The sequence below is a fragment of the Paenibacillus sp. MAH-35 genome, from assembly GCF_058135425.1.
This window is the reverse complement of record NZ_JBYUPU010000017.1, coordinates 112450-134033: the sequence shown is the minus strand read 5'-3', so window position 1 is coordinate 134033 and position 21584 is coordinate 112450. Positions and strand designations below refer to the sequence as shown.

The following is a 21584-nucleotide window of genomic DNA, read 5'->3' as shown; positions in this document are numbered from 1 at the left end:
AAAAAGAAAAAGCGCCGAACATTTTCGGCGCTAGCGCTAAAGCGGTTGCTGGACTTAAACGTATTTTACTCAAAACTTGCCGCTAACCACAAACACGACGGACAACACCAGCACCGTACTCAAGGAAAGCCCCGTCACGTAAGACGAGATCGAAGAGGAGGCGGCCTGGACGTCCCCGCCCGCGATGCGTTTCATCAGACGTCTGCCCATGATCGAGATGACGATGATAAACAACAACACAATCATCCCGCCGCCCCGCTCCATATAGATAAGCCAAAACGGCTTGTCCGAGCCGAGTCCCATCTCCAGAATCATGAATACGCCGGAAATCAGCACAAGAAAGGCGCTCGGATGCGTCAGCAGATTAAAGGTGCGAACCGTCTTCCGGACGATGCCGCTAACGTCGGCGGAAGGAAGCATCTTCTTCATAGCCGTCAGCAAAATCGCGACAGCGACAAGCGAGCCGAGCCAAATCGATAGACCGGTAAGATGAATAAACAGCATAAAACCGTACATTTCCGTACTCCTCCTTTGGAAAATCCGCAACTTGCTTATTGCCGCTTATATAGTCACGCGTGATTAATTGGACATGAGTAGGTTATCAGCTTTTGATCTTCTAGTCAAGTGTGACTATAATGGTAGGGGATAAGGAGGATTCGGCATGGACGAACGCGAACTGCTCGTACTCGGTTTATTGATGGCACAAAGCCAGCATGGCTATCAGATTAACGAATTTATCGAACGCAACCTGGGACAGGTTTCCGATATGAAGAAAGCGACCGCCTATGCAATCTTAAAAAGACTCGACCAATCCGGCTTCGTGGATGTAAGTGTGGAGCAAGAGGGGAACCGGCCGCCCAGACAGATCTATTCGATCACGAAAGCAGGCGAAGCACGGTTTGAGGAATTGCTGCGAACGACGCTGGGAAGCTTCGAGAACATCACTCCGTCGGGGGATATCGGTCTGATGTTCATCGATCATCTGCCTCCAGAAGAGGCCGTAAAGCTGCTGGAGGAAAGACTTGCGAAGACGACCCGAATGCTGCGGACGTTCACCTCCGTTCCTTTTCACGGACACGGAAGCGGGGTCGATCTGTCGGTACGGCACCGGATCGCCCTGCTGCAATGCGATATCGACTGGCTGAAGGAAACGATTTCCTCGATCTATGGCGGGATGGGAACGGCCGACAGGCCGACGACCTAACAAGAGCCTATGTCCTGCGTAACCCGGAGAACGGAGTAGGGACGAGCCGGAACAACACCGCGGCTTGCTACTCCGCTCTCCGCTTTTACATACTCCCCCATTTCACACACCATAAGTTGCCGCCAGGATCATCCGCCCATTCCGCAAAAAGCCGCCGCGTCGTGTACCGCCGCCCTCCCCTGCGTTCGCGCCGCTCGGTACAGCCTCAGCTCCAATCCGTTTCCTCCGGCTTGCCGATTTCTCTATACTTCTTCGGCGACATGCCGGCAACCGCTTTGAACGTCCGGTAAAAGGTAGAAACGGAATCGTAGCCGACCTCGAAGCAGATCGAGATGATGTCCTTGCCGGTATCCGCCAGCAGCTTCTGGGCGAGTCCGATCCGGACCTCCGTCAAATATTGAATCGGAGTCATCTCGTAGCGTTCCTTGAAAATATTGTTGACATAGCGCGTGCTGATACCGAGCTTGCCGGCCAGATCGGCGGCGGTCAGCGGCTCGTAATAGTGCATATCGATGTAGCTGCGTATTTTCTCGGCACGGAGCCAGTTGGAGCTGGACCCGGCCGGAGATGCCGGCGCCTCCTGCGAGCGGGCGAGCGCAAGCAGCAGCTGCGACAGATGGACTTTCAGAGAAAGGCGGGTAAGCGGCGAAGGCGACTTCGACTGCTCGAACAGCATTTTGCGCAGCAATTGGCGCAGCTCGCTTCCGGTGAACGCGCTCGGTTTCATCAATACCGAAGTTTGAAAATAAGCGTGAAGCAGCCCCCCGGCGATTTCCGGATCGAGCGCGGACTGCTCAAAAGCCAGCACAAGCAGCGTCAGCCTGGAATCCGACATGACGGAATGCGCCGAATACGGCAGCAGCACGGCGGTATCGTCGCCCCCCAGCTCGTACGTTTCCCCTTCCAGCCTGATCTTCCCTTCGCCCTCAAGCACAAACAAGATCTGGTGGATCTGATGATGATGCTCGGTTACGAGATGACCACCCATATGCTTTTGCTCGTAAATGTCGATTTGATTCGGGGACAAATCGATCCATTTGATCGTCATGGCGCAACCTCCGGGAATAGAACGAACTTGCATAATCTCATTTTATCGCGGATGGAATGCGGTTTACAAGGATTCTCGCTTTAATGGATCATTGGAATGTTGCCTTAGCCAAACTACTCTCGGCTTTGTGCCGACAGCTCCAGAATCATCAGCCGAAGCGCCTTGTGCAGCGTCTCCAGCGCGAAGCTCGGAACGCTTCTCTTCATCAAGAGCGCCAGCTCATGCGAGGCAGGGATATGGATAAAGCCGGATCGCACCTGATCCTGCCTGTTCTCCTGATGCAAACGATGCAGCATCTGATACATAACGTTGTTGCACAAATACGTTCCCGCCGAATTCGAGATTTGGGCAGGAATGCCGTGCTCGAGCAAACGATTGATCATCGCCCGATACGGCAATGTCGTGAAATAAGCGGCCGGACCGTCCTCCGCAATGGTCTGATCCCGGCAGACGACCCCGGAATTGTCCGCATCCCCGTCGCTGCAATTGATTGCGATCCGCTCCGGCGTAATCCGGTCCCGGCCTGCCGCAAGCCCCAAGGAAATGACCGCATCCGGCGAAACCTCCTCGTATTTGCGCAGCAAAGCCGCCGCCGACGAAGCAAATTCGACAGGCAGCACCGCCGAGATCACCTCATACTCGCCGATCCGCTCGCCGTCTATTCGTTGTGCCAACTGCTCGGTAGGATTGATTGGATAATGAAGAAAAGGCACAAATCCGGTTACCAGTATTTTTTTCATTTTAGGTGCAACGGAGATTGTCCGGATTGTCCGGATCGCCCGGCAGTCCGTAAGCAGCACGGTCTTTTTGCACGGTTCGCCTCCGTCCTTATCCGCTCCGTCGCTTTCCTCCTTTACATCTAATAGGTGCGTTACATCGGCCTCCAGCCGTATCTTATTATGATCGCCTGCAACCTGAATGTCGAGCGGCTGCGCAAGAGCTGCTGGCCGAAGCGGCAATTTCCGTGTAAGAAAAGTGTAAGTTCCGGGATGGTAAGCTGACGGGAGAACGTTAATCCTAGCTATGGAGGTCACACACAATGCGCAACACCTTCCTACCACACGCAGCAACCCAGCGGGCCCGTCATCGGCTCATGCAGCCGGGCGTCCCGTTCAGTCCTTGATCGGCTCCTATTCGCTGTTCGTGAAAGGAGGAGCCTACACAACGGATAACTACGCCGCAGAAACAAGAACGACCACGGTGTTCGCCGGATCGCCTGACGGCTTCCTGGATATTAACAGCGACAGGACGTTTGCCTTTACCGATTCTACGTTTAATTGGAACAGTTCGACAAGCGAATACGATGCAGGCTACGGAACCTGGAAGGAAAGCGGAGATTGGTAGTACCCGATATTGCTGACGGATTCGAAAACGAACAAGTCGTTCAAAATCGGCAAGACGTTATCAAGCACAACCGGTTACGGCGATATTTACGTCTGGGAAGTAGGCGGCTCCTGGATTAACGGAAGCCGGAAATAACGGTATCGGCCGGATCGGTCACGGGCGCCTTGCGTCTGGCTTCTCATGCGGTGCGCGTCATCACGCGCCGTGGCTGTCCGGGGCGGGCTTCAACCTGGGGCTTGGGCCCTCTTCCTCGTTCGGGTTTGCTGCCGCCGGGCACGCCGGCTCGGTTTCCCGATCCAGGATGATGTCGGGGTTCGTCCGGAATTTGCTTGGGGTTACGCTGTAGTAGTTGCGGAAGGCGCGAGTGAACGTGTACAGATCGGGATAGCCGAGCGAAAGCGCGATATCGGTGACGGGAAACTCGGTTTCAACCAGCATCTGCGCCCCTTTCTCCATTCGCAGCCGCTGCAAATATTGGACAGGCGGGATGCCGATCCGCTTCGAAAACTCGGCCGAAAAATAAGAACGGTGAACACCCGCATAATCTGCCACGTCCTGAACCGTAATATTTTCCATAAAATACGTATTCATAAACTTCTGGCTTTCGCGAATCCAGCTAACCGAGCCTTTCTCCGCTTCCTCCTTCTGCTCGCGGGCGGCGAGCGCCAGCAGATCGAACAGCTCGTACAGCTTGGCGAGCCAGCGAAAGCAGCTTCCGCCCGGCAGCAGATGCCGGAAGTCATCCAGCAACTGCTGGAGCACGCCGAGCAGGCCCGGAACAAATACTTTCCGCAAGTAAGGACGGTCTTCGGTAATCCCGATATGAGACAGCAGCGGCAGCACGCCGTCGCCGATCAAGCCGAGCCAGGTCATCCGCAGCAGCGGATTGTCCGGCACGATGCTGTGCTGCTCGATTTTGTACGGAAACAGGCAGAACAGATCCCCCTTGTTCAGCACGATTTGTCTGCCGTTCACCCATTGGACCGCTTGACCTTCCATCACAAAATGAATAATAAAAAACCGAACCATCTTGGGGCCCGCATGATAGTTCGGCTTAGCTATCATCTGACCGGCATTCGACGGGCAGACTCCGATCGCTCTCTCCAATTCGGAAGAGGTGTAATACAGAAATTCGGCATATTCCTTAGGATACTCTACCAGTCCGCGCATCAGAGCCTCCTCCCGCAAACACGCAAGTTCTATACTAACGTATATACGCACTTACTATACGCATTCGCTTCGATTGTTGTCAATTGGGAACTGATTATGGGCGCTCCCTTCACCGCAGCCCCGTTATCCCCGCAGAAACCGGCCGGGCTTCCGCCTTTCCTGAACAACAAAAAGAAGACCCCGACGGCGCGGAGCCTTCTCCCCTTATCCTTCCCCTTATAACACACCAACGCATTACCTCGCAGAGGTACGGCAGCCTTCTAGTTCTTACGTTTACAACTGCTTCTGTCTTTGCGACTTGCCCGTCTCTTGCTACTTTTACATGTTCCTCAGCCATCTGCCTGTTGCGATCCCGGCCGGCTGGATGACAGTACCTCCGTTGTCTGCAGCAGTGGAACCGCCGTCCCAGTAAAACAGCCCGCCTCCGCCGTCATTGGCCTCATAGTAACCGAGCACGTGAACGGTCCGGCAGACGGCGCCGCTCATCGTCCGGAGCTCGGCGATGTTGAGCGCGCACGAGCCGCTCCCCGGCACTCCGTATACCGACTCGTGAACCGGCGTATCCGCCCGGATGACACCGCTGCCGAGCAACGCTGCCGAGGCTGCCGCGACTCCGGCCAGCCCGATGCTGGCGATCATTTTCCTTCTGCTCATTGGTTCCGGCGCCGCCGATTCTCCGCTCGTCTGATGAGGGTCCTTCCGAAGCTGATCCATCGCTTTCCCTCCGCTTCTCGTACATCTGGAACAACAACAATCGCACTTAGATCAGATCATGTTTAAGCTCGCCGTCGTTGTTCACCCATAGCCGGTACTTCTTCGTCCCGTCCGGTGTAGTGAGAACCGGTCCGACTGCGGAGCTGTAAAAGTCGATATCTCCGACGACCGTGCCCCCGCCGCGGGGAACGAACGTTAGTCCGGTGGAGCATAACATGCGGGCCACGAAACGCTCGACCTTGATCCCGGTCGCCGGTACAGCCGGTTCTCCCAGCGTAAATCGGAGCATCGCCGCCCGGGGTACGCCCTGAACGTCCATGTGCCAATAGGCGAACCGTTTGTTGTTGTTCGTGATTTCCATTGCCAGCTTCCACGACGAATCGGCCGGGTCGTAATATTCGAACTTGATGGACTTGGCCTCCGCTCCCGCGCTGAATACGACCTGCATGAAGTCGAGCCTTTTCGCCGTCGTATCCGGCTCCCGGATCGTGATCGTCACCACCGCCCGCTGGTTGGCGCCGGGCTTCCAGAGCGGCTTGTCGGTCGACAAATAGCCAAACGGGTCAAACGCTTTGCCCAGCTCTCCTCCGTCCAACGGTACGCCGTCGTTCGTCACTATGTTGATTTTGTCGGCGTAGGCGAGGATGTTGTCCTGCTCTCCCTCGTACGGTTTGTAGCGAAACCAGTAGCCCCATTTCTTATGATCCGCCGAGGTTAAGAACGCATGCGGCATATAGGAGGACAACGCGATCTGCTCATGGACGAGACTGTTGTCCATCTGCACATAGTTGTTTTTGGTCGGCGTCGTATCGGTAATTTTCCAATTCGACTGGTAGACGGCTGCCGAACGGATCATGTTGCCTTCGGCCGTGCCGGAAAAGCTGGCGAGTTGATCGGAATAACCGTTCACCCCGAGATCGTAAAACCAGCCGTTGAACTGGTTGTAGCTCGTCTCGGCATGAATGGCCTCAACTGCCGACTGGCCCGCATTGTACTGAATATTGTTCACCAGATTCGCTTCCGACCCTTTTCCGATATAAAAGCCGCGAATCGTCGAACGGATGATGATATTGTTGATTAACGTACCGTTGACATAGGCCGGAGGAGTCGCTTCCAATCGAATTGCGTTTTTCAGCCTTTCGCAGAACACATTCTCGATAACCGTAAATGCCACGTAATGCTGCAAGGCGTTCGCATAAATGCCGTTGGAAGTAAAGTCGGAGCCTTTTATGCTGACATTGCGGATTCTGGCCCGCGTGGAGGTCGGGGTGGATCGGATTTTGACGCCGCACGCCTCCTCCGATGTATTCCCGAGCGCCGGAATAATCGTAAGCGTATCTACGCTCGATTGCTGGCCCACCTCGATTCCGGCCGTATTGACGGTTTGCATCTTGATCGTGGCTCCGTTGCCGGTGGAATAAAGCGCCCTGCCGTCCGGAACGATGATCGGCTTCGTAATGCAGTACGTATGCTCGGGAGGCAGATACACGTTCGCAAATTGCTGCAGCACCGCATTGATCGTATCCGAATCGTCCGTTACGCCGTCGCCCTTCGCCCCAAACCATTTGACATTGATCCCTTGCATCGCATTCATCGAAAGACCTCCTCCGGTCTATATTTCGGCTTTCCCGGCTTGACCAGGCGCGAGCCGGCGAGCCGTCCGCCCGGGCTTACTTGCTGTTCTCCGATTTGATCATCTGATTGATCTTCTCTTCCGCATTGCGAAGCGCCGTATTCACATCGATTTTATTGTTCAGATATTCGACATATTCGGTGTTAAGCAAGGCGGACGCCTTCACGAAATGTTTGGAGAACGCCTGGGCGGGAGCCGGCTTGCTCTTGAAAATGCTCTCGATTCGTTTGCCTGCAAGCTCGGGGATGTCCTTGGCATACTGCTCCACATATTTCGGATCTTGGAGCGTCGAGATTCTCGCCGTCTTGCGAACCATCGTCGTCTGGACTTCGTCGGAGAACATGACTTCCATGACTCGCATCACGTCGTCCTTATGCTTGCTCATCTTCATCGGAATGAGCAGGTGGAGGTCGTACATGCCGTACAGATTCGGCCGTTCCTTGTAGCTCGGGAATTGAGCGATGTCCCAGTTCAGGTCGGGAGTTTGCTTCAAGCTCAAAAACAGGTTTACGGTTCCGGCCATCGCAACGTTTTTGTCTTTCATAAACCGGTTGTTCAGACCGGCCAAATACTCGTTGCCGGGGGTAGAGAACATCCGCTTGCCGACCTCAAACACTTTTTTGTAAGCGTCGCTGTCCGCCATCGCCTTATTGGTGTTCGCATCGACGACGTTCAGCGATAACGGGAACAGCAGCCGGTTCAAATTATCTACCTCAATGCCTCTGTACTGCACGTCCCCCTCCCGCCGGGTCAGCTTGGCTCCCAGATCGATCGCCTCGTCCCAGCTCATGCCGTCCTTCGGATACGCAACGCCGAACTTGTCGAAAATGTCCTTGTTGTAGTACAGGGCGTTCAGGTTGACCGCGTACGGCAGGGCATACAGCTCTCCCTTGTCGGATGCGGTTTTTAAGGCGTCGATGGCGCCGGGATCGAAGCGGCTCAGATCGAAATTGTGCTTTTTGGCAAGCGGCGTAATGTCTTCAAGCACGTCAAGATCTTTGTGAGGGGCTAACTGGCCGTTGTAGGTGACGAGAAAATCGACCGTTTCCCCGGTAGACAGCAGATTGGCCAAGTCTTTCGAGTAATTGATCATCTCCAGCGTAATATGGGGATACTTTTTCTTAACCGGATCGGCAAGCAGCAGTTTAAAATCTTCCGGCGTGAAATAAACGCCAAGCTGGTGAAACTTCAACGTGACCGGCTCGGGAGGTTTCTCTGCCGGCTTCTCCGCAGGCTTCTTCTCCTCCGTTCCACCCGCTGCGCTTCCGTCCCCCGCCCCTGGCGCATTCGTGCCGCATCCGCTCAGCGCAAGCGCACCGGCAAGCAGCATCGCCATACAACTCCTCTTACTCAAAACAACCCTCTCCTTTTTCCGCTTCTCCATTGTGTAAACGTTTTCGAATGATCTACCCTTTCATCATAAATTGTCAGACGCTCGGGATGAATATCATTATGTTGGCTTGCCGCTTGTCAATTTGTAAGCTACTGGGAAAGGTTGGAGTTGTTGGCGGGTCCGGCGTGAGGATTGGCGGGAGAGATTGGCGGGTCCGGCGGGTGCCAGGATGTCGGCGCGGGGGTGAGGCGTGGAGCTGATGTTATCCAGCAGACTGTAGACATGTCCGTGAAACGAACGTTGGCTGTGTTGGTGCGTAGAAGTGTTCTTGGCGGTTGTGCTGGCAGGGCTGGTGCTTAGATATGTTCGTAGCGGTCGTGCTGGCGGGCTAGTGGAGGTTGGTAGACATATTACCAGTCGGGAGGCTGAACGCACAATCTGGGAGATCTCTCGGTGGAGGTTAAACTTGCTTCCAACCGGGGTTCAGCGCGCTTGCGGAAGTTTTACTTCCGTTATTCCTGATCAAATGGCGAATTGGATGTCCTTAGCGGAAACTTCGTTTCCGTTATTTTGGCAATCCGGCCCCCAACTGTCTTCATTCGGGGAAATAACGGAAGTTTTTCTTCCGGTTTATCCGCTTATGTAGGCTTTCGGCTGGATTAGAGGAAGTTGGAGTTCCGCTAAGGGAAATCCGAGGCACCCTCCCAGCCCAATCAAAGGAAGTCCTTCGTGCGAACTATTTAAACAAAGGGGTTGCCCCAAAAGCGTTCGCATGACAGGTGAACATCCATCCCCAATTCCATACGAAAGGACCTCAATTTCCACTGCAACGTGGAGGATGAGGTCCTTTTTCTCAGGAAATATCGGTTCTAAGCGGGGCACAAAAATCGCAAAACGACTTTGGAGACGGCCCCGCTCGTTTACTTCAGCCAGCGGTCCAGAAAATCGTACGCGGCGGCGCGGATCGGGCCCGGGAAGTCGTGCTTGCTCGTCCCGTCGAGCGACAGCATCTTCTCCGGCTCGCCGAGCCACGCGTACAGCTCGTGCAGGTCGCGCATCGCCGCGGCGATCGGCTCCCAGTGCGGGAAGATCGTATCCGCCTGGCCGCTCCAGTTAAAGAACGGCACCGGCGCCGCCAACGCAACGATCTCGTGCCACTCGAACGGCACTTCGCCCCGTTCGATATAGTCGGTGATCGCTGGAATATGCGAGAACCAGTCGCGCCGTCCCCAGCGGTTCGGGTTCGGGTCGCCGGTGAATGTGGCGAAGCCGCAGCTGGAGACAATCGCGCGAATCCGCTCGTCGGCGCCGGCCAGGAAGAAGGCGTTGTAGCCGCCGAGCGAATGGCCGATTGCACCGATCCGCCCGCTGTCCACGTAGTCCAGCGAGGCCAGCAGATCGAGCCCCTGCCGATGATCGGCGATCATTTTGCCGACTGCCGTCCAGGCCGGGTTCTGCTCATAGAACGGAGCCGTCTGATAAGCCGGCGCTCCTTCGTAGATCCGCTCGCCCGCCGTAATCGTGTCGGGCGCCAGCACCACGTAGCCGCGGTCGGCGAGCTCGGCTCCGTACCGGCGGTTGTCCCTCCCCAGCGAAGTGGCGACGTCGCCCTTGCCTTCGTTCGCGGTCGGATGCAGCGCCATCATGGCCGGCAGCTTGCCTGCTCCCGGCTCGGCCGCTCCTTTGGGCACGAGCAGATACGCCGTCACCGTATCGCCGTCAACCGTATCGTAGCGCAGATGCAGCCGGTCGTGGCGCTCTTCGGCCGTTTCGGACAAGATGTCGTAACGAAGAGGAACCGAAGCCGGCACCCCGCCGATCAGGTCCAGCCACCGCTCCTTAAGCGCCGCTCTTTTCGCTTCCCACGCTGTCTTGTCGGTTATGGAATCAAGCAGCTTCGGGACGCCGTCCCGGTTTAAATGCTCCAGCCTGTACCCCGCTTGAAGATTGCTCTCAGTCATCTCTCAAAACGCTCCTTCCCGAACCGTATTATTGTTCCGCGCCAGACCGCGGATGACAAGATCCGTGCAAGAAAAAAGCGGGTTCATGACTGGCATCATGTTCCCGCCTGCTGCCTGCTATCGTTACAGCACAACCGTCTTCCCGGTTTCGCGGCTTTCGTTAGCCGCTTCGATGAAGCGAACCAGACGCACCGTGTCTTCGAAGTCGATCGCTGGGCCTTCCCCTTTGAACATCGCCATAATCGGCTCGAGCATGCTCGCATAATACGGCTTCGGATGAGCGTATACGTCGACGAACTGGCTGCCTTTCTCGCGGTGCACGACGGCGCCGAACGTATTGTTGCCTTTGCGGTTGCCGCGCATCGTAGCAATCCGGCCGTCCGCCCAGCGTCCGACGATCAGATCGTGGTCGTCGTTCGTTGTGACCGTCACATCGACACAGTCTTTGCCGAGCGTTGCGAATACCATCTCGACCGTATGAATGCCGTACCAGAAATAACCCGGCTGCGTCGGGATCAGTGCCATCGGACCGAACGCGTCGATACCGATCACCGCTCCTTTGCTGTCGTCGCCCAACACGGAAGTCAGTCCTTCCGCATAACGGAGCGCCGAGCTGCTCATCACCGGAATGCCGTGCTTCTTGGCCAGCTCCGCAATTTGCTTGGCGTCTTCGGACGTTACGGCGAGCGGCTTATCGATAAATACCGGTTTGCCGTAAGGCGCGATTTTGGCGAACTGCTCCAAATGGACACGTCCGTCTACCGATTCCAGCAGGATCGCATCGCTTTGCTCGGCTACCGCTTCGACCGAATCTACGATCGTTACGCCCAGCTCGTCGCGAAGCGTATTCGTAAACCCTTCCACGCGGGAAATGCTGAGCTCCATATCCGGGGAACCGCCGGGAAAAGCGACGACGACTTTGCCGCCGGCTACGTGATAAGCGTTTTCGGGATCATTCAACAATTTGGTGAAGGCGGTAACGTGCGAAGTGTCCAATCCGATAATTCCGATTTTTAATGCGTTCGACATGGAACGCACCTCCCTATATTCAAAATATCCGAACAAGCTTGCTGCAGGTCCGTTCTCTTTTAGTGCGTGTTCAAAAAGTCCGGTTTTCAGCACCGAGAAGATGGGATGAAGCTAGGAAATGAGGTGCGGAGCGTAGTGAGAGCTACGTGAGCACCGGAAGTTCCGGCTGAATTCCATATTCGATGTCGAGCAGGCATCCTGATCTGCTTCGTGATCAAAAGTGGACTTTTTGAACTACCTCTCTAGTAACTATACCAAGACCGGCTGCAGAATTATTGCCTTTTCTTTTGATCGGGATAATCTTTTTTTACGATTTTGTTCATTCGCACGAACATCCATTCCCGCCGGACCCGGGTTAGCGGACCAGCTCGCTTAAGAACGACAGCCGGTAAATTTGCTTCGGACGCCCCTTCGACTTCCCTTTCTCCTCGCCGATAATCTCGATGAGGCCGGAATCGAGCCAGGCTAGCAAAAACCGGTGGGTGCTGCGCACCGTAACGTCCAGCACAGTCGCAAGCTCCTGCGCCGTATAATCGGTCTTGCCGAACCGGGTAACGTGGGCGACCAGCTTGCTCAAATACCCCGAGGTCAGCCCGGCCTCCTCCGCCCGCTTCAGCAGGTTCGCATCGATCAGCGACAGGTCGTACTCGTGCGGGTGCGTCATCTCCAGCGGACCGATCACGCTTTTGTCCTCCCGGACGATAAAGCAGATATCCCCGCCGCTTTCCTTGGAGTTGCGCAGCGCCAGCCGCGCATGGGTGCCCGCCTCGTTGGCCGACCGCCCGAAGCCGATGCCGATGCTGAGCGACAGCCCGTAATATTTTTCGACGACCCGCGCCAGCGGGATCGACTTGTAGCCGCCGGTCTCGCGTTCGAAGATGCCGCGCGTCGTAATAAACAAATATTCGTTCCCGCCCAGATGCGTCAAATGCCCGTCCAGCGATTCGACGTACCCGAGCAGCATCCGGTGAATGTCCAGCTTCAGCCGCTGCACCTCGTGCTCCGACGCCTTTTTCTTCGCCAGCCGGTCGAACTCGTCCACATGGATAAACCCGACGACGATCTGCGATTCTTTGCTGCGGCGCGATTCGGTCGACAGCAGGGAACGCTCGAGAGCGACGATAATGTCCTGATCGGTCGGCAGCACCCATTCGTTCGGGATGCCCTTCTCGGAAAGCCCCGCGGATACGGCCCCTACGCTCGTCAGCACCGCCTTCGCCTTGCCGCTGCGCACCTGCTCGGTGTGGAAATCGATAAGCGCCCCGCTAGCCGCAAGATCGGACCCCGGGTAATGAACAAGCTCTTTATACGGTTCCCCGAGCTCCTGGAACGCCCGCTCCACCGACTGCTTGGACAACGTATCGACCGACATCTCCTCCAGGCCGAACCGCCGTCCGATGCGGAACAAAGCGCGGTACAACCCGGTACCGGACAGCCTTACGTAATGCACCGGTATTTTGAAGTTGAGCTTCTGAACGGCCATCCGGTAAGGAACGGGCCCTGAGAACAGGATCACTTCCACATGATCCATCAGCTCCTTGGCGAGCTCCGGCGCTTCATCCTCCCGGCTGAACAAGCGGGTTACCGGATCAAACGACGGAAAGCCTTTGAGGCAATGCTCCATCTTTTCTCTTAGCTGCTCCGGACCGATAATTCCGATGGCGATACCTTTGGGAAATGGAGCCGTGTTCGTTTCGGCCATAATCCAGCCTCCAGACCTGTCATGTCGTATGATTCGTTAAGCAGCCGGCGAGCCGGTTTCAGGCTTCATCCGCCGCTTAACCGCTTCAAGGCTACGGCCGCCAGAAGCGAAGCTCCGAGCGGCAAGCATGCTTCCTCGATGGTGAACTTCGGATGATGCAGTCCGTACGCGCGCTCCGCGCCTTCCTCCGGACCGGACCCCAGCCAGAAAAAGCATCCCGGCACCTGCTGCAAATAAAGCGAGAAGTCTTCTCCCGCCAGGGTTGGCGCCGCCTCGATCCGGTTGGCCGTGCCAATCGCCGCCTCCACGGTCTGCTCTACAAGCGCCACGCACTCGTCACTGCTTACCAGCACCGGAGTCATCTCCGTATAGGTAACCTCCGCTTTGCAGCGGTACGCTTCGGCGATCTGGCCTGCGATGCGGGTAATCCGCTCCTTCATCGACGCCTGCACGCGCGGGGAGAACGTCCGGATCGTACCGACCAGCGAAGCGCGGTGCGGGATAACGTTGTACGTGTCGCCCGCCTGCAGGCTGCCGATCGTCACGACGACCGGGTCAAACGGCGATATTTCGCGGCTAACCGCGGTCTGCAGCCCCATCACGATGGCGGACGCCGCGACGACCGGATCGATGCTCTGGTCCGGGATCGCGCCGTGGCCGCCCTTGCCCTCGAGCGCGATTTCGATGCGGTCGACAGAACCCATCAGCGAACCGTAACGGGTAGCCACCTTGCCGGCTGCCAGCGTAGGCAGATTGTGCAAACCGTAAATCTCGTCGACGCCTTCAAGCGCGCCCTCCGCTATCATCATCCGGGCGCCCTGATTGATTTCTTCGGCCGATTGGAACAAGAACCGCACGTTCCCCTCGAGCTCGTTCTTGTGGTCCATCAATATACGCGCCGCTCCGAGCAGTATCGCCGTATGCGCGTCGTGACCGCACGCGTGCATAACGCCGCTGCGCTCCGAGGCGAACGGGACGCCGCTTTCCTCCTGGATCGGAAGCGCATCCATATCGGCCCGCAGCGCAATCGTTTTGCCGGGCTTGTCCCCGGCCAGCTCGGCCACAACACCGTGACCGCCTACGCCGGTTTTGACTACATAGCCATATTCCCGCAAACGAGCCGCCACCTTGGCCGCCGTCTCCGACTCTTCCAGGCTCAGCTCGGGGTTGCGGTGCAGATCGCGCCGGAAATCGACCAGATCCTGCTCCATCCGTTCGCCCGCATCCAGTAAAGGACGCAGTAATGTCGCTTCTGTCATCGGCAGTGGTCCCTCCGTCCACATCAGTATATGAATTATAAAGCGGCCGCCGTTTCGGCGCCGCATATTCGGCTTTCAGCATGCGGTACACAGGAATCCGCCAACAACCGTTCTTTCAACCGGCAGGAGGCGGCACTGTATCCGGGGCAAATCGCCAGCGTGCTTGTACACGACTTACGGGATCGGCACCCCTTCCAAAATATTACCTCAAATGCAGCAAAAAGTCTCCTCACGTGCGCGATCGGAGAACCGTTGCAGGCAAATCTATGGAGAACTGTGCGGAGACGGCAGCCGATAAGAGCTTTTAGCCGCTCTTATTGTGCGCTTGATACAGGTGAATGAGAAAATAAGAGTCGTTTGCAACCTCGATTTCCTCTAAAAAGCCGCTTTCGGAAGCCCGTGCCGCCAAATAGCAGGCTGAAACCGCTCTTATTTGGCGGCTAAGCCTCGATTTGAAGGAAATAAGAGGGGCAAACCGCTCTTATCTCCTTCATCCCGGGCCTGAGCGGGGTCGCATCGGCATACAAACGCCACACAGCGGCCGGGCCGTCAAAGCAGAGCCACACGCTAGCGCAAACTCATCCGGCTGTCGGCTTTGTTCAAAGCTGCGCCGTCGCAACCCCGCGCCGCTTTACTTCACGCAACCGCCTGCCCCTCCAAAGGACGTCGCCGCGCTCAGCTCGTCGGCTTGCCGGCTCCCGCATCGGCCGTTTCGGCCCCTGTGCCGGACGCCGCCGCTGCGCCTTGCTCCGTCTCCGCCTTCGCGCCGCCGGCGATGCCGGCTCCTTCGGCGCCTTTGCGGGCCGACTCGCCCGACTTTTGCTTCGGCGCGCCTTTGCGGTACAGCTGATCCATAATCTTCTGTCCGGTCGGCGTCTGGGCGAGTCCGCCCTTGGCCGTCTCGCGGTGCTTCTCCGGCATGCTCGTCCCGACTTCCAGCATCACCTGGATCACCTCGTCGGACGGGATGACGCTGCGTACGCCGGCCAGCGCCATGTCCGCCGCGGCGAGCGCGTTCACCGCGCCGAAGCCGTTGCGCACGATGCACGGCACTTCCACGAGCCCGCCTACCGGGTCGCAGATCAGGCCGAGCGTGTTTTTGAGCGCGAGCCCTACGGCGTGAGCCGCCTGTGCGGGCGTGCCGCCGCGCAGCTCCGTCATCGCGCCGGCCGCCATGCCGATCGCCGAGCCGACTTCGGCCTGGCAGCCGCCCTCGGCGCCGGAGACGAACGAATTGTTGGCGATGACGAAGCCGATCGCGCCAGCCGCGAACAACGCATACGTCATCGTATCGTCGTCCCAGCCGAACCGTTTCTGCGAGCTGACGAATACGCCCGGAATAATACCGCACGAGCCCGCCGTCGGAGTAGCGATAATACGGCCCATCGACGCGTTCACTTCCGATACGGCCAGCGCGTTCGCCATCGCTTCCGCCGCCACGTCGCCGACGGCCGCCTCATTGTGCTCCATATATTGCTTCACCCGCTGGGCGTCGCGGCCGGTCAGCCCGCTGCGGGAGGTCGTATCCTCGGTCAGTCCTTTGTGTACCGCTTCTTTCATGATGGCATAATACTCCGCCATCTTGCGGAACTGCTCCTGCTCGTCCTTGCCGGATTCCTTGGCTTGCTCCTCCAGCATCAGACGGCCGATCGATTTGTTTTCCCGCTCGCACAGTTCCACCAGCTGCTGCATCGTCCGAAATCTCATGCCGGATCGTCCCCCCTTTTTGCCGTCAAATCGACGAGACGCACATCCTGTACCGTACTAAGCCGGCCGATCTCGAGAATGACGTCGCCGGTCAGCGAGCTGTCCGTATCGATCACGGTGATCGCTTCGCCGCTCCGCCCTCTCCGGTCAACCGACATATGCCCGATGTTCACGTTTTCACGGCTAAGCACCCGGGTCGCATCCGCAATCATTCCCGGCCGGTCCTCATGGAACACGATCAGTGTCGGATACATCGCCGTAAACTTGACGTCGAACCCGTTAACTCCGAGCATCTCGATGTTGCCGCCGCCGATCGAGGCGCCGATCACCGTGATTTCGCGATCTCCGGCACGGGCGACGATCTTGGCCGTATTCGGATGCGGAAAATGCCCCTTGCCTTCCTTAAATGCGATGTCAACACCGAGCTGTCCGGCAATCGTCAGCGAAGAGGGAATGCGCGGATCGTCGGTTTCGAAATCGAGCAGCCCGCCCACGATCGCAAGATCCGTTCCGTGTCCGCGGTACGTATCTGCAAATGAGCCGTAAAAATAAATGTCCGCTTTCTCGGGCAGTTCGCCGAGAATATGGCGCGCCACCCGCCCGATCCGGACCGCGCCCGCCGTATGGGAGCTCGAAGGCCCTACCATGGCCGGACCGATAATCGAAAAAACGTCTTTGAATCGCATCGCAAGTCCCCTCATTCGCCGCGTTATACGTATTACTGTTATTGTATTCGAAACGGACAAAAACGGACAGTAGTTATACTGTCCGCTTTTCGTTTGTCAATCTGCCAGCCATTCGTTCAGATGCTGCTTCACGAAGTCGTCGTCGTTCAGATGCGGATAATCGCGGTACATCCGGTCGATCTCTTCCGATTGTCCTTCGGACAACACTTCATGCGGATTCAGGCACCAGGTTCCTTTCATCAGGCCCTGGCGGCGAAGCACCTCGTGAATGCCCGGGATGCAGCCCGCGAAGTTATGGGCCGGATCGAAAAACGCCGCATTCGTGTCGGTGACTTCGATATTGCGGGTGTTCCAGTCCGCGGACAGTGTCGCGTCGTTGCGAACCCGCTTCACTTCCTCAAGCAGCTCGACCGCTTTTTTCGTCCAGACGCACCAGTGTCCGAGCAATCCGCCGACGATTTTCTTCTCAACGGTCTTGCCGTCTACATTAAAGCGGTACGTCGTAAGCAAATCGCTTACGATGTTATCGTCATTACCCGTATACAGGGCGATCTCGTCGCGGCGGCTCGAATACATGACCGCACGTACGACGTCGATCGTCTGGTACCGGTTGAACGGAGCGATCTTGATCGCGATGACGCCTTCGATCTCGGCCAGTTGACGCCAGAAGTTAAAGCTAAAGATCCGTCCGCCTACCGAAGGCTGGAGATAGAAACCGATAACCGGAATTACTTCCGCGACGGCTTTAATCCGCTCGAGATGCTGCTCTTCGGTCCAGTCCTTCAGACCGCCCATGCTGACAAGGCCCGCGTCGTAGCCAAGCCCGACCGCGATATTCGACTCCTTCAGCGCCTGCTCGGTCGGTCCGCATATGCCGGCGACTTTCAGGAAAGGACGGTCCAGCTTCGCCCGGTCCACCTCTTCGGCAGCCAGACGAAGGACCGGCTCGTACAAGTTATACTGCGGTTCGCGGATTTCGAACTGGGTCGAATGTACGCCTACGGCGACGCCGCCTGCTCCTGCCGCAATATAATAACGGGTCAGCGCCCGCTGATGCTTTACATCCAATTTCCGCTCTTCGGTAAGCGCGAGCGGCTGCGCCGGAATGACCAAGCCGTCATGCAGCGCCTTCACTTGTTCCGGACTTAAAGGTTTGCGGCTCATGGATTAATATTTCCCCTCTCTCTCCTGAAAGTGAGTCGGTTTGTTCCAGGTTTTGCCGTCCGCCGCTACCCAATCCGCGATCCAATCGAGCATCTGGGCGATCGTGACACGCGGATAGCCGAACGTCTTGTGCGCTTTCGAGCAGTTGCTCAGCAGTGCCGTATCCGATTCTTGTCCGACGATGTTCGCATCTACGCCGAGACGTTTGGCAAACTCGTTCGCCACCCAGCGAAGCGACAGCGTCTCAGGACCGGACATGTTGAACACGGCCGGAGGCGTGCTGCACACGTTCAGGCAGCGGAGCGCCCATTCGTTGGCGTCACCCTGCCATACGACGTTGGCATGGCCCATCGAGACGTCGACCGGAAGGCCGGCTTTGACCGACTTGGCGATCTCGAGCAATACGCCGTAACGAAGATCGATCGCATAGTTCAGACGATAGATCGCCATCGGAATATCGTAACGGTGCGAGAAGCTTTCAAATACGCGTTCGCGGCCCAGGCAGGACATGCCGTACTCGCCGTTCGCTCCGGGAGGCGTATCTTCGGTCGCTCCGCCGGAGAATACCGGGGTCAGCGGGTATACGTTACCGGTCGAGAATACGACGATGCGGGAGTTTCTGTACTTCTCGGCTACGCGGCCGGGCAAGTACGAGTTCATCGCCCATGTGAAATGCTCGTTGCCGGTCGTTCCGAACTTGTTGCCGGCCATGTAAATGACGTTTTTGACGTCAGGCAGCTGCTGCAGCTGGTTGTCGTCCAGCAGGTCGACGGCGATCGTCTCGATCCCGTCAGCTTCCAGCTCGGCTTTCAGCTCTTTGTCGGAGAAGCGCGAAGCTCCATATATTTTTTTGTGCACGCCTGCTTGTTTTAATGCATTTTGAGCCAGTCTCGCCAAGCTTGGTCCCATCTTGCCGCCGATCCCTAGCAGCATAATGTCTCCGTCGATCGCCGCGATGTCTTTTACCAGAGCCTCGGACGGCTCCGCCAATTTTGCCTCTAATTCAGCAATTGTTTTCATACAGGACTCCCTTCGCTTTTCGGAATGGATAAAGTGCTTACTCTAAGAGTAAGGCATCCGCAGATTAAAAGACAAGTCTATTAAATGTCTATTAAACACCAGCCGCGCCCCGTCCCGAAAGCGATTCCATTCGCCCCATGCGATCCTTGCCTTCCCCGGCCGGCGAAACAGCCGGATTCGCCTCCGCGCCCTAAACCTGCGTGTCCGGAGACAGGTGCAGCTTGCGGTATTCCCGCGGCGACAACCCGCTGAACTTTTTGAACATCCGGTTGAACGAATTGATGTTCTGATAGCCGGAGCGCAAAGCGACGTCCTGAATTTTCAGATCAGTTTCGAGAAGCGCCCGCTTCGCCTCCCCGATCCGTACGCCGTTAATGTAATCCACAAAGTATTCTCCGGTTTTCTCCTTAAAATACGTCGACAAGTACCCGCCCGTAATATGGAGCTGCTCTGCGACGATATCCAGCGTAATATCCTGAGCAAAGTTCGTCTGCACATATTCGGTGACGAATTCGATGATCGGGTCCCCGCTTTTGCGGATGCTCCGGATCTCCTCGCAGGAGGCGACGATCAGCCGGCTGAAAAACATCCGGTATTGCCGGCCCGAATACAAGCCGTCGATCGGATTCGTCTCCGCGATCGCCTGCTCGGCCGCCCGTTCTTTCAGCCCGAGCGCGTACATCGTCTTCCGCACCTTCTGCACGATATCGGCGGCAAATTCGCGGTATTGGCGGACCGACGCCTCCTTGCGCTCCATCAGCGACAGATGGCGGTCGAGCAAATGCAGCAGCTCCTGGGCGTTGCCTACCTGAAGATTCTCGTCGAACTGCCGCTCCTGCGCCTGGGTGAACAGCGAGGACGTCTGCCGTCCTGACGCCTCCCGGACGACTTGCGTCTCTTCGGTCAGCATCCGCTCCTGAAGCAGGCGGACCGTCTGCTCGTAAGCCCCGGTAAAGTCCGACGATTGCGGATACACCGGCGATACGGCGATCGTAAAGAAATAATAGTCCGCATCGTTGCCGAACATGCCCTGCAAGCTTTCCAGACACATCTCCAGCTTGGCATCGTCCGGTTCACTCAGAACGGATACGATCTGGCGGTTCTCCATCTGCAGCGTCAGCGAACGCGGGAATTCGGAGGAGATTCCCTGGTTGATGCATTCCCGGATGAAGTAGGTGAGCCGGTCCGGGTCGTCCTGCATGTTTTCCCAGAACAGCGGTTTGTACGAGATCTCGAACACAAGAAACCGGAACGAATCGGCGGACAACGCGTCCATCCCCGCTCCGTGCGGGCCGTCGTATATTTTTTTGAGCTTGTTGATGTATCCGTACGATTCCAGCTTCGTAGTTTTGAGCACAAGATCCTGCTCGATCCGGGCGTTCGTCTTCTGCATATCGTCCAGCTTCCGGCCGATCAGCTCGAACTCGGGGATTCCTGTCGGAATCGAGACGTCCTTCCCGTCCGCCTGCTGGATCGAATTGACGATTTGCCTGACCGGACGGTTGAAGCGCACGCTGAACATAATCGAGAAGAAGACGCTTACAAGCAGCGCGGCCGCAAGCAGGGACAGCAGGATCAGATTGAGCTGCGAGATTTGCTCGAACATTCTCGAGACCGGAACGATGTTCATATAAGTAAATCCGCTGTGCCCGCCCGACTTCGTAAAATAGTACGTATGATCGACCAGCACACTCGCCTCGTCCCCGTCCGGCTTCAGCTCCGGCTGCGGCATGCCGGCCGGGATATCCCCTTTGGCGTAAACGGCGGTTCCCTGCTGATCGTAGATAATAAAATTCGGGTTGACGGACCGGTGGAACGCGTTATACAGCCTGTCCGCATCGAGCATGGCCACGATGTAGAAATCGTCGTACTGCCAATGCTTGATTACATACGGATAAAACTCGCCTTTGGAAATAGCTTCCCCCGTTTCAAAAAAGGGATTCTCGTAAAAGGTGGACGCCGCATACAGCCGCGATGTATACGCCTGACTGAACTGCTTCTGCCAAAACGAGCCGGGATACTCTTTGCTCGTATAAATTTTCTCGAAATAGACGCTGCGCTCCGCCGTTCCCGCTTTGCTCACCATCAGCCGGTTGTCCTTAAAGACAAGGAAGACGTTGTCGATATGCATCAGCGGATTGCCCACGACCTTCGTAATCTCTTGCTTGACCAGATCGTACAGCTCAAACCGCGAGTTCCCCGAGCTGTTGCGCAGCCGCGTTACGTTTTCGCTGAAATAAAGCGCATACATTTGCTTCTGAATAAGTTGGAAATGCTCCTCGTACCGTTCCGAGGCGAACCGGATGTTCTGCTCGTTGTACCGGATAATTTCGCTGCGGATATGGTTTTGATACATCGTATAGGAGAAAAAATACAGCGAAGCCAGAAGTACAATGACTGTCAAAAATCCGAGCAGCAGCCTAAACAGCAGCGAAGACCTTCTGGAGCGAAAACTGAAAAACTTCATCACACTTGCTCGACCCCCGGGCAAAAAACAGGATGTTATCGATCTGTTCTTTCTCTACTTGTATGTACCATCATACATGACAAAGCCCCGTACTGAAAGGGCGGCGCGTTAAAACGGAATATGCAATTTTTCGAAAACTGATC

At 56.6% G+C, this 21584-nt stretch carries 18 protein-coding genes and 1 pseudogene; 3 read left to right on the top strand and 16 right to left on the bottom strand.

Features of this window, described 5'->3' with window-relative positions; genetic code table 11:
• Positions 1–69: 69 nt before the first annotated feature.
• A complete protein-coding gene (locus tag AC3Y2E_RS19115) occupies positions 70–516 on the bottom strand; it encodes a hypothetical protein (RefSeq protein WP_332074443.1) in 447 nt (148 codons plus the stop codon).
• A gap of 145 nt (positions 517–661) precedes the next feature.
• Here AC3Y2E_RS19115 and AC3Y2E_RS19110 point away from each other — a divergent pair, with 145 nt between their 5' ends.
• Positions 662–1204 carry a helix-turn-helix transcriptional regulator gene (locus tag AC3Y2E_RS19110; protein ID WP_379213108.1) on the top strand — a complete coding sequence of 181 codons (543 nt, stop codon included), beginning with the start codon at positions 662–664 and terminating at the stop codon, positions 1202–1204.
• Positions 1205–1409: 205 nt separating this feature from the next.
• Here AC3Y2E_RS19110 and AC3Y2E_RS19105 read toward each other — a convergent pair whose 3' ends face one another.
• Together AC3Y2E_RS19105 and pcp are read right to left on the bottom strand one after the other, a co-directional pair.
• Positions 1410–2252, bottom strand: coding sequence for a helix-turn-helix domain-containing protein (locus AC3Y2E_RS19105; protein WP_379213106.1), 843 nt, complete (start codon positions 2250–2252; stop codon positions 1410–1412).
• A 113-nt stretch (positions 2253–2365) separates the two neighbouring features.
• Positions 2366–3211 carry a pyroglutamyl-peptidase I gene (gene pcp, locus AC3Y2E_RS19100; protein ID WP_379213104.1) on the bottom strand — a complete coding sequence of 282 codons (846 nt, stop codon included), beginning with the start codon at positions 3209–3211 and terminating at the stop codon, positions 2366–2368.
• Positions 3212–3371: 160 nt separating this feature from the next.
• Between pcp and AC3Y2E_RS19095 the strand changes: the two genes are divergently transcribed.
• Entirely contained in the window at positions 3372–3596 is a 225-nt protein-coding gene (locus AC3Y2E_RS19095; RefSeq protein WP_379213102.1) for a hypothetical protein, read from the top strand.
• 9 nt (positions 3597–3605) lie between these two features.
• Positions 3606–3731: a hypothetical protein gene (locus AC3Y2E_RS19090; RefSeq protein ID WP_379213100.1), complete on the top strand. Its 126-nt coding sequence runs from the start codon at positions 3606–3608 to the stop codon at positions 3729–3731.
• Positions 3732–3791: 60 nt separating this feature from the next.
• Here AC3Y2E_RS19090 and AC3Y2E_RS19085 read toward each other — a convergent pair whose 3' ends face one another.
• The 13 genes and pseudogenes from AC3Y2E_RS19085 to AC3Y2E_RS19025 form a co-directional block, all read right to left on the bottom strand.
• Entirely contained in the window at positions 3792–4766 is a 975-nt protein-coding gene (locus AC3Y2E_RS19085; protein WP_379213098.1) for an AraC family transcriptional regulator, read from the bottom strand.
• A gap of 318 nt (positions 4767–5084) precedes the next feature.
• Complete coding sequence (locus tag AC3Y2E_RS19080) at positions 5085–5480, bottom strand: putative phage tail protein (RefSeq protein ID WP_332074437.1); 396 nt, start codon at positions 5478–5480, stop codon at positions 5085–5087.
• 46 nt (positions 5481–5526) lie between these two features.
• On the bottom strand, positions 5527–7074 hold the full coding sequence (locus AC3Y2E_RS19075) for a glycosyl hydrolase family 28-related protein (protein ID WP_379213096.1): 1548 nt from the start codon (positions 7072–7074) through the stop codon (positions 5527–5529).
• A gap of 76 nt (positions 7075–7150) precedes the next feature.
• On the bottom strand, positions 7151–8467 hold the full coding sequence (locus AC3Y2E_RS19070; RefSeq protein WP_379213094.1) for an ABC transporter substrate-binding protein: 1317 nt from the start codon (positions 8465–8467) through the stop codon (positions 7151–7153).
• A gap of 899 nt (positions 8468–9366) precedes the next feature.
• A complete protein-coding gene (locus AC3Y2E_RS19065; RefSeq protein WP_379213092.1) occupies positions 9367–10407 on the bottom strand; it encodes an alpha/beta hydrolase family protein in 1041 nt (346 codons plus the stop codon).
• A 123-nt stretch (positions 10408–10530) separates the two neighbouring features.
• Positions 10531–11436, bottom strand: a complete 906-nt coding sequence (locus AC3Y2E_RS19060) for a Gfo/Idh/MocA family protein (protein WP_379213090.1) — start codon at positions 11434–11436, stop codon at positions 10531–10533.
• Positions 11437–11791: 355 nt separating this feature from the next.
• Complete coding sequence (locus AC3Y2E_RS19055) at positions 11792–13138, bottom strand: helix-turn-helix domain-containing protein (protein WP_190929053.1); 1347 nt, start codon at positions 13136–13138, stop codon at positions 11792–11794.
• 65 nt (positions 13139–13203) lie between these two features.
• Positions 13204–14397: a M20 metallopeptidase family protein gene (locus AC3Y2E_RS19050; RefSeq protein WP_379213087.1), complete on the bottom strand. Its 1194-nt coding sequence runs from the start codon at positions 14395–14397 to the stop codon at positions 13204–13206.
• A gap of 825 nt (positions 14398–15222) precedes the next feature.
• Positions 15223–16104, bottom strand: a pseudogene (sdaAA, locus tag AC3Y2E_RS19045) (L-serine ammonia-lyase, iron-sulfur-dependent, subunit alpha); the annotation flags it as partial.
• Positions 16101–16790 carry an L-serine ammonia-lyase, iron-sulfur-dependent subunit beta gene (sdaAB, locus tag AC3Y2E_RS19040; RefSeq protein WP_379213084.1) on the bottom strand — a complete coding sequence of 230 codons (690 nt, stop codon included), beginning with the start codon at positions 16788–16790 and terminating at the stop codon, positions 16101–16103. The gene sdaAB and the pseudogene sdaAA, both read right to left, overlap by 4 nt.
• Positions 16791–16886: 96 nt before the next feature.
• Positions 16887–17954 (bottom strand): dihydrodipicolinate synthase family protein, encoded by a 1068-nt coding sequence (locus AC3Y2E_RS19035; protein ID WP_379213082.1) that lies wholly within the window; start codon positions 17952–17954, stop codon positions 16887–16889.
• A gap of 3 nt (positions 17955–17957) precedes the next feature.
• Positions 17958–18974, bottom strand: coding sequence for an NAD-dependent epimerase/dehydratase family protein (locus AC3Y2E_RS19030; protein ID WP_332074427.1), 1017 nt, complete (start codon positions 18972–18974; stop codon positions 17958–17960).
• 190 nt (positions 18975–19164) lie between these two features.
• Complete coding sequence (locus tag AC3Y2E_RS19025; protein ID WP_379213079.1) at positions 19165–21441, bottom strand: helix-turn-helix domain-containing protein; 2277 nt, start codon at positions 21439–21441, stop codon at positions 19165–19167.
• Between the last annotated feature and the right edge of the window lie 143 nt (positions 21442–21584).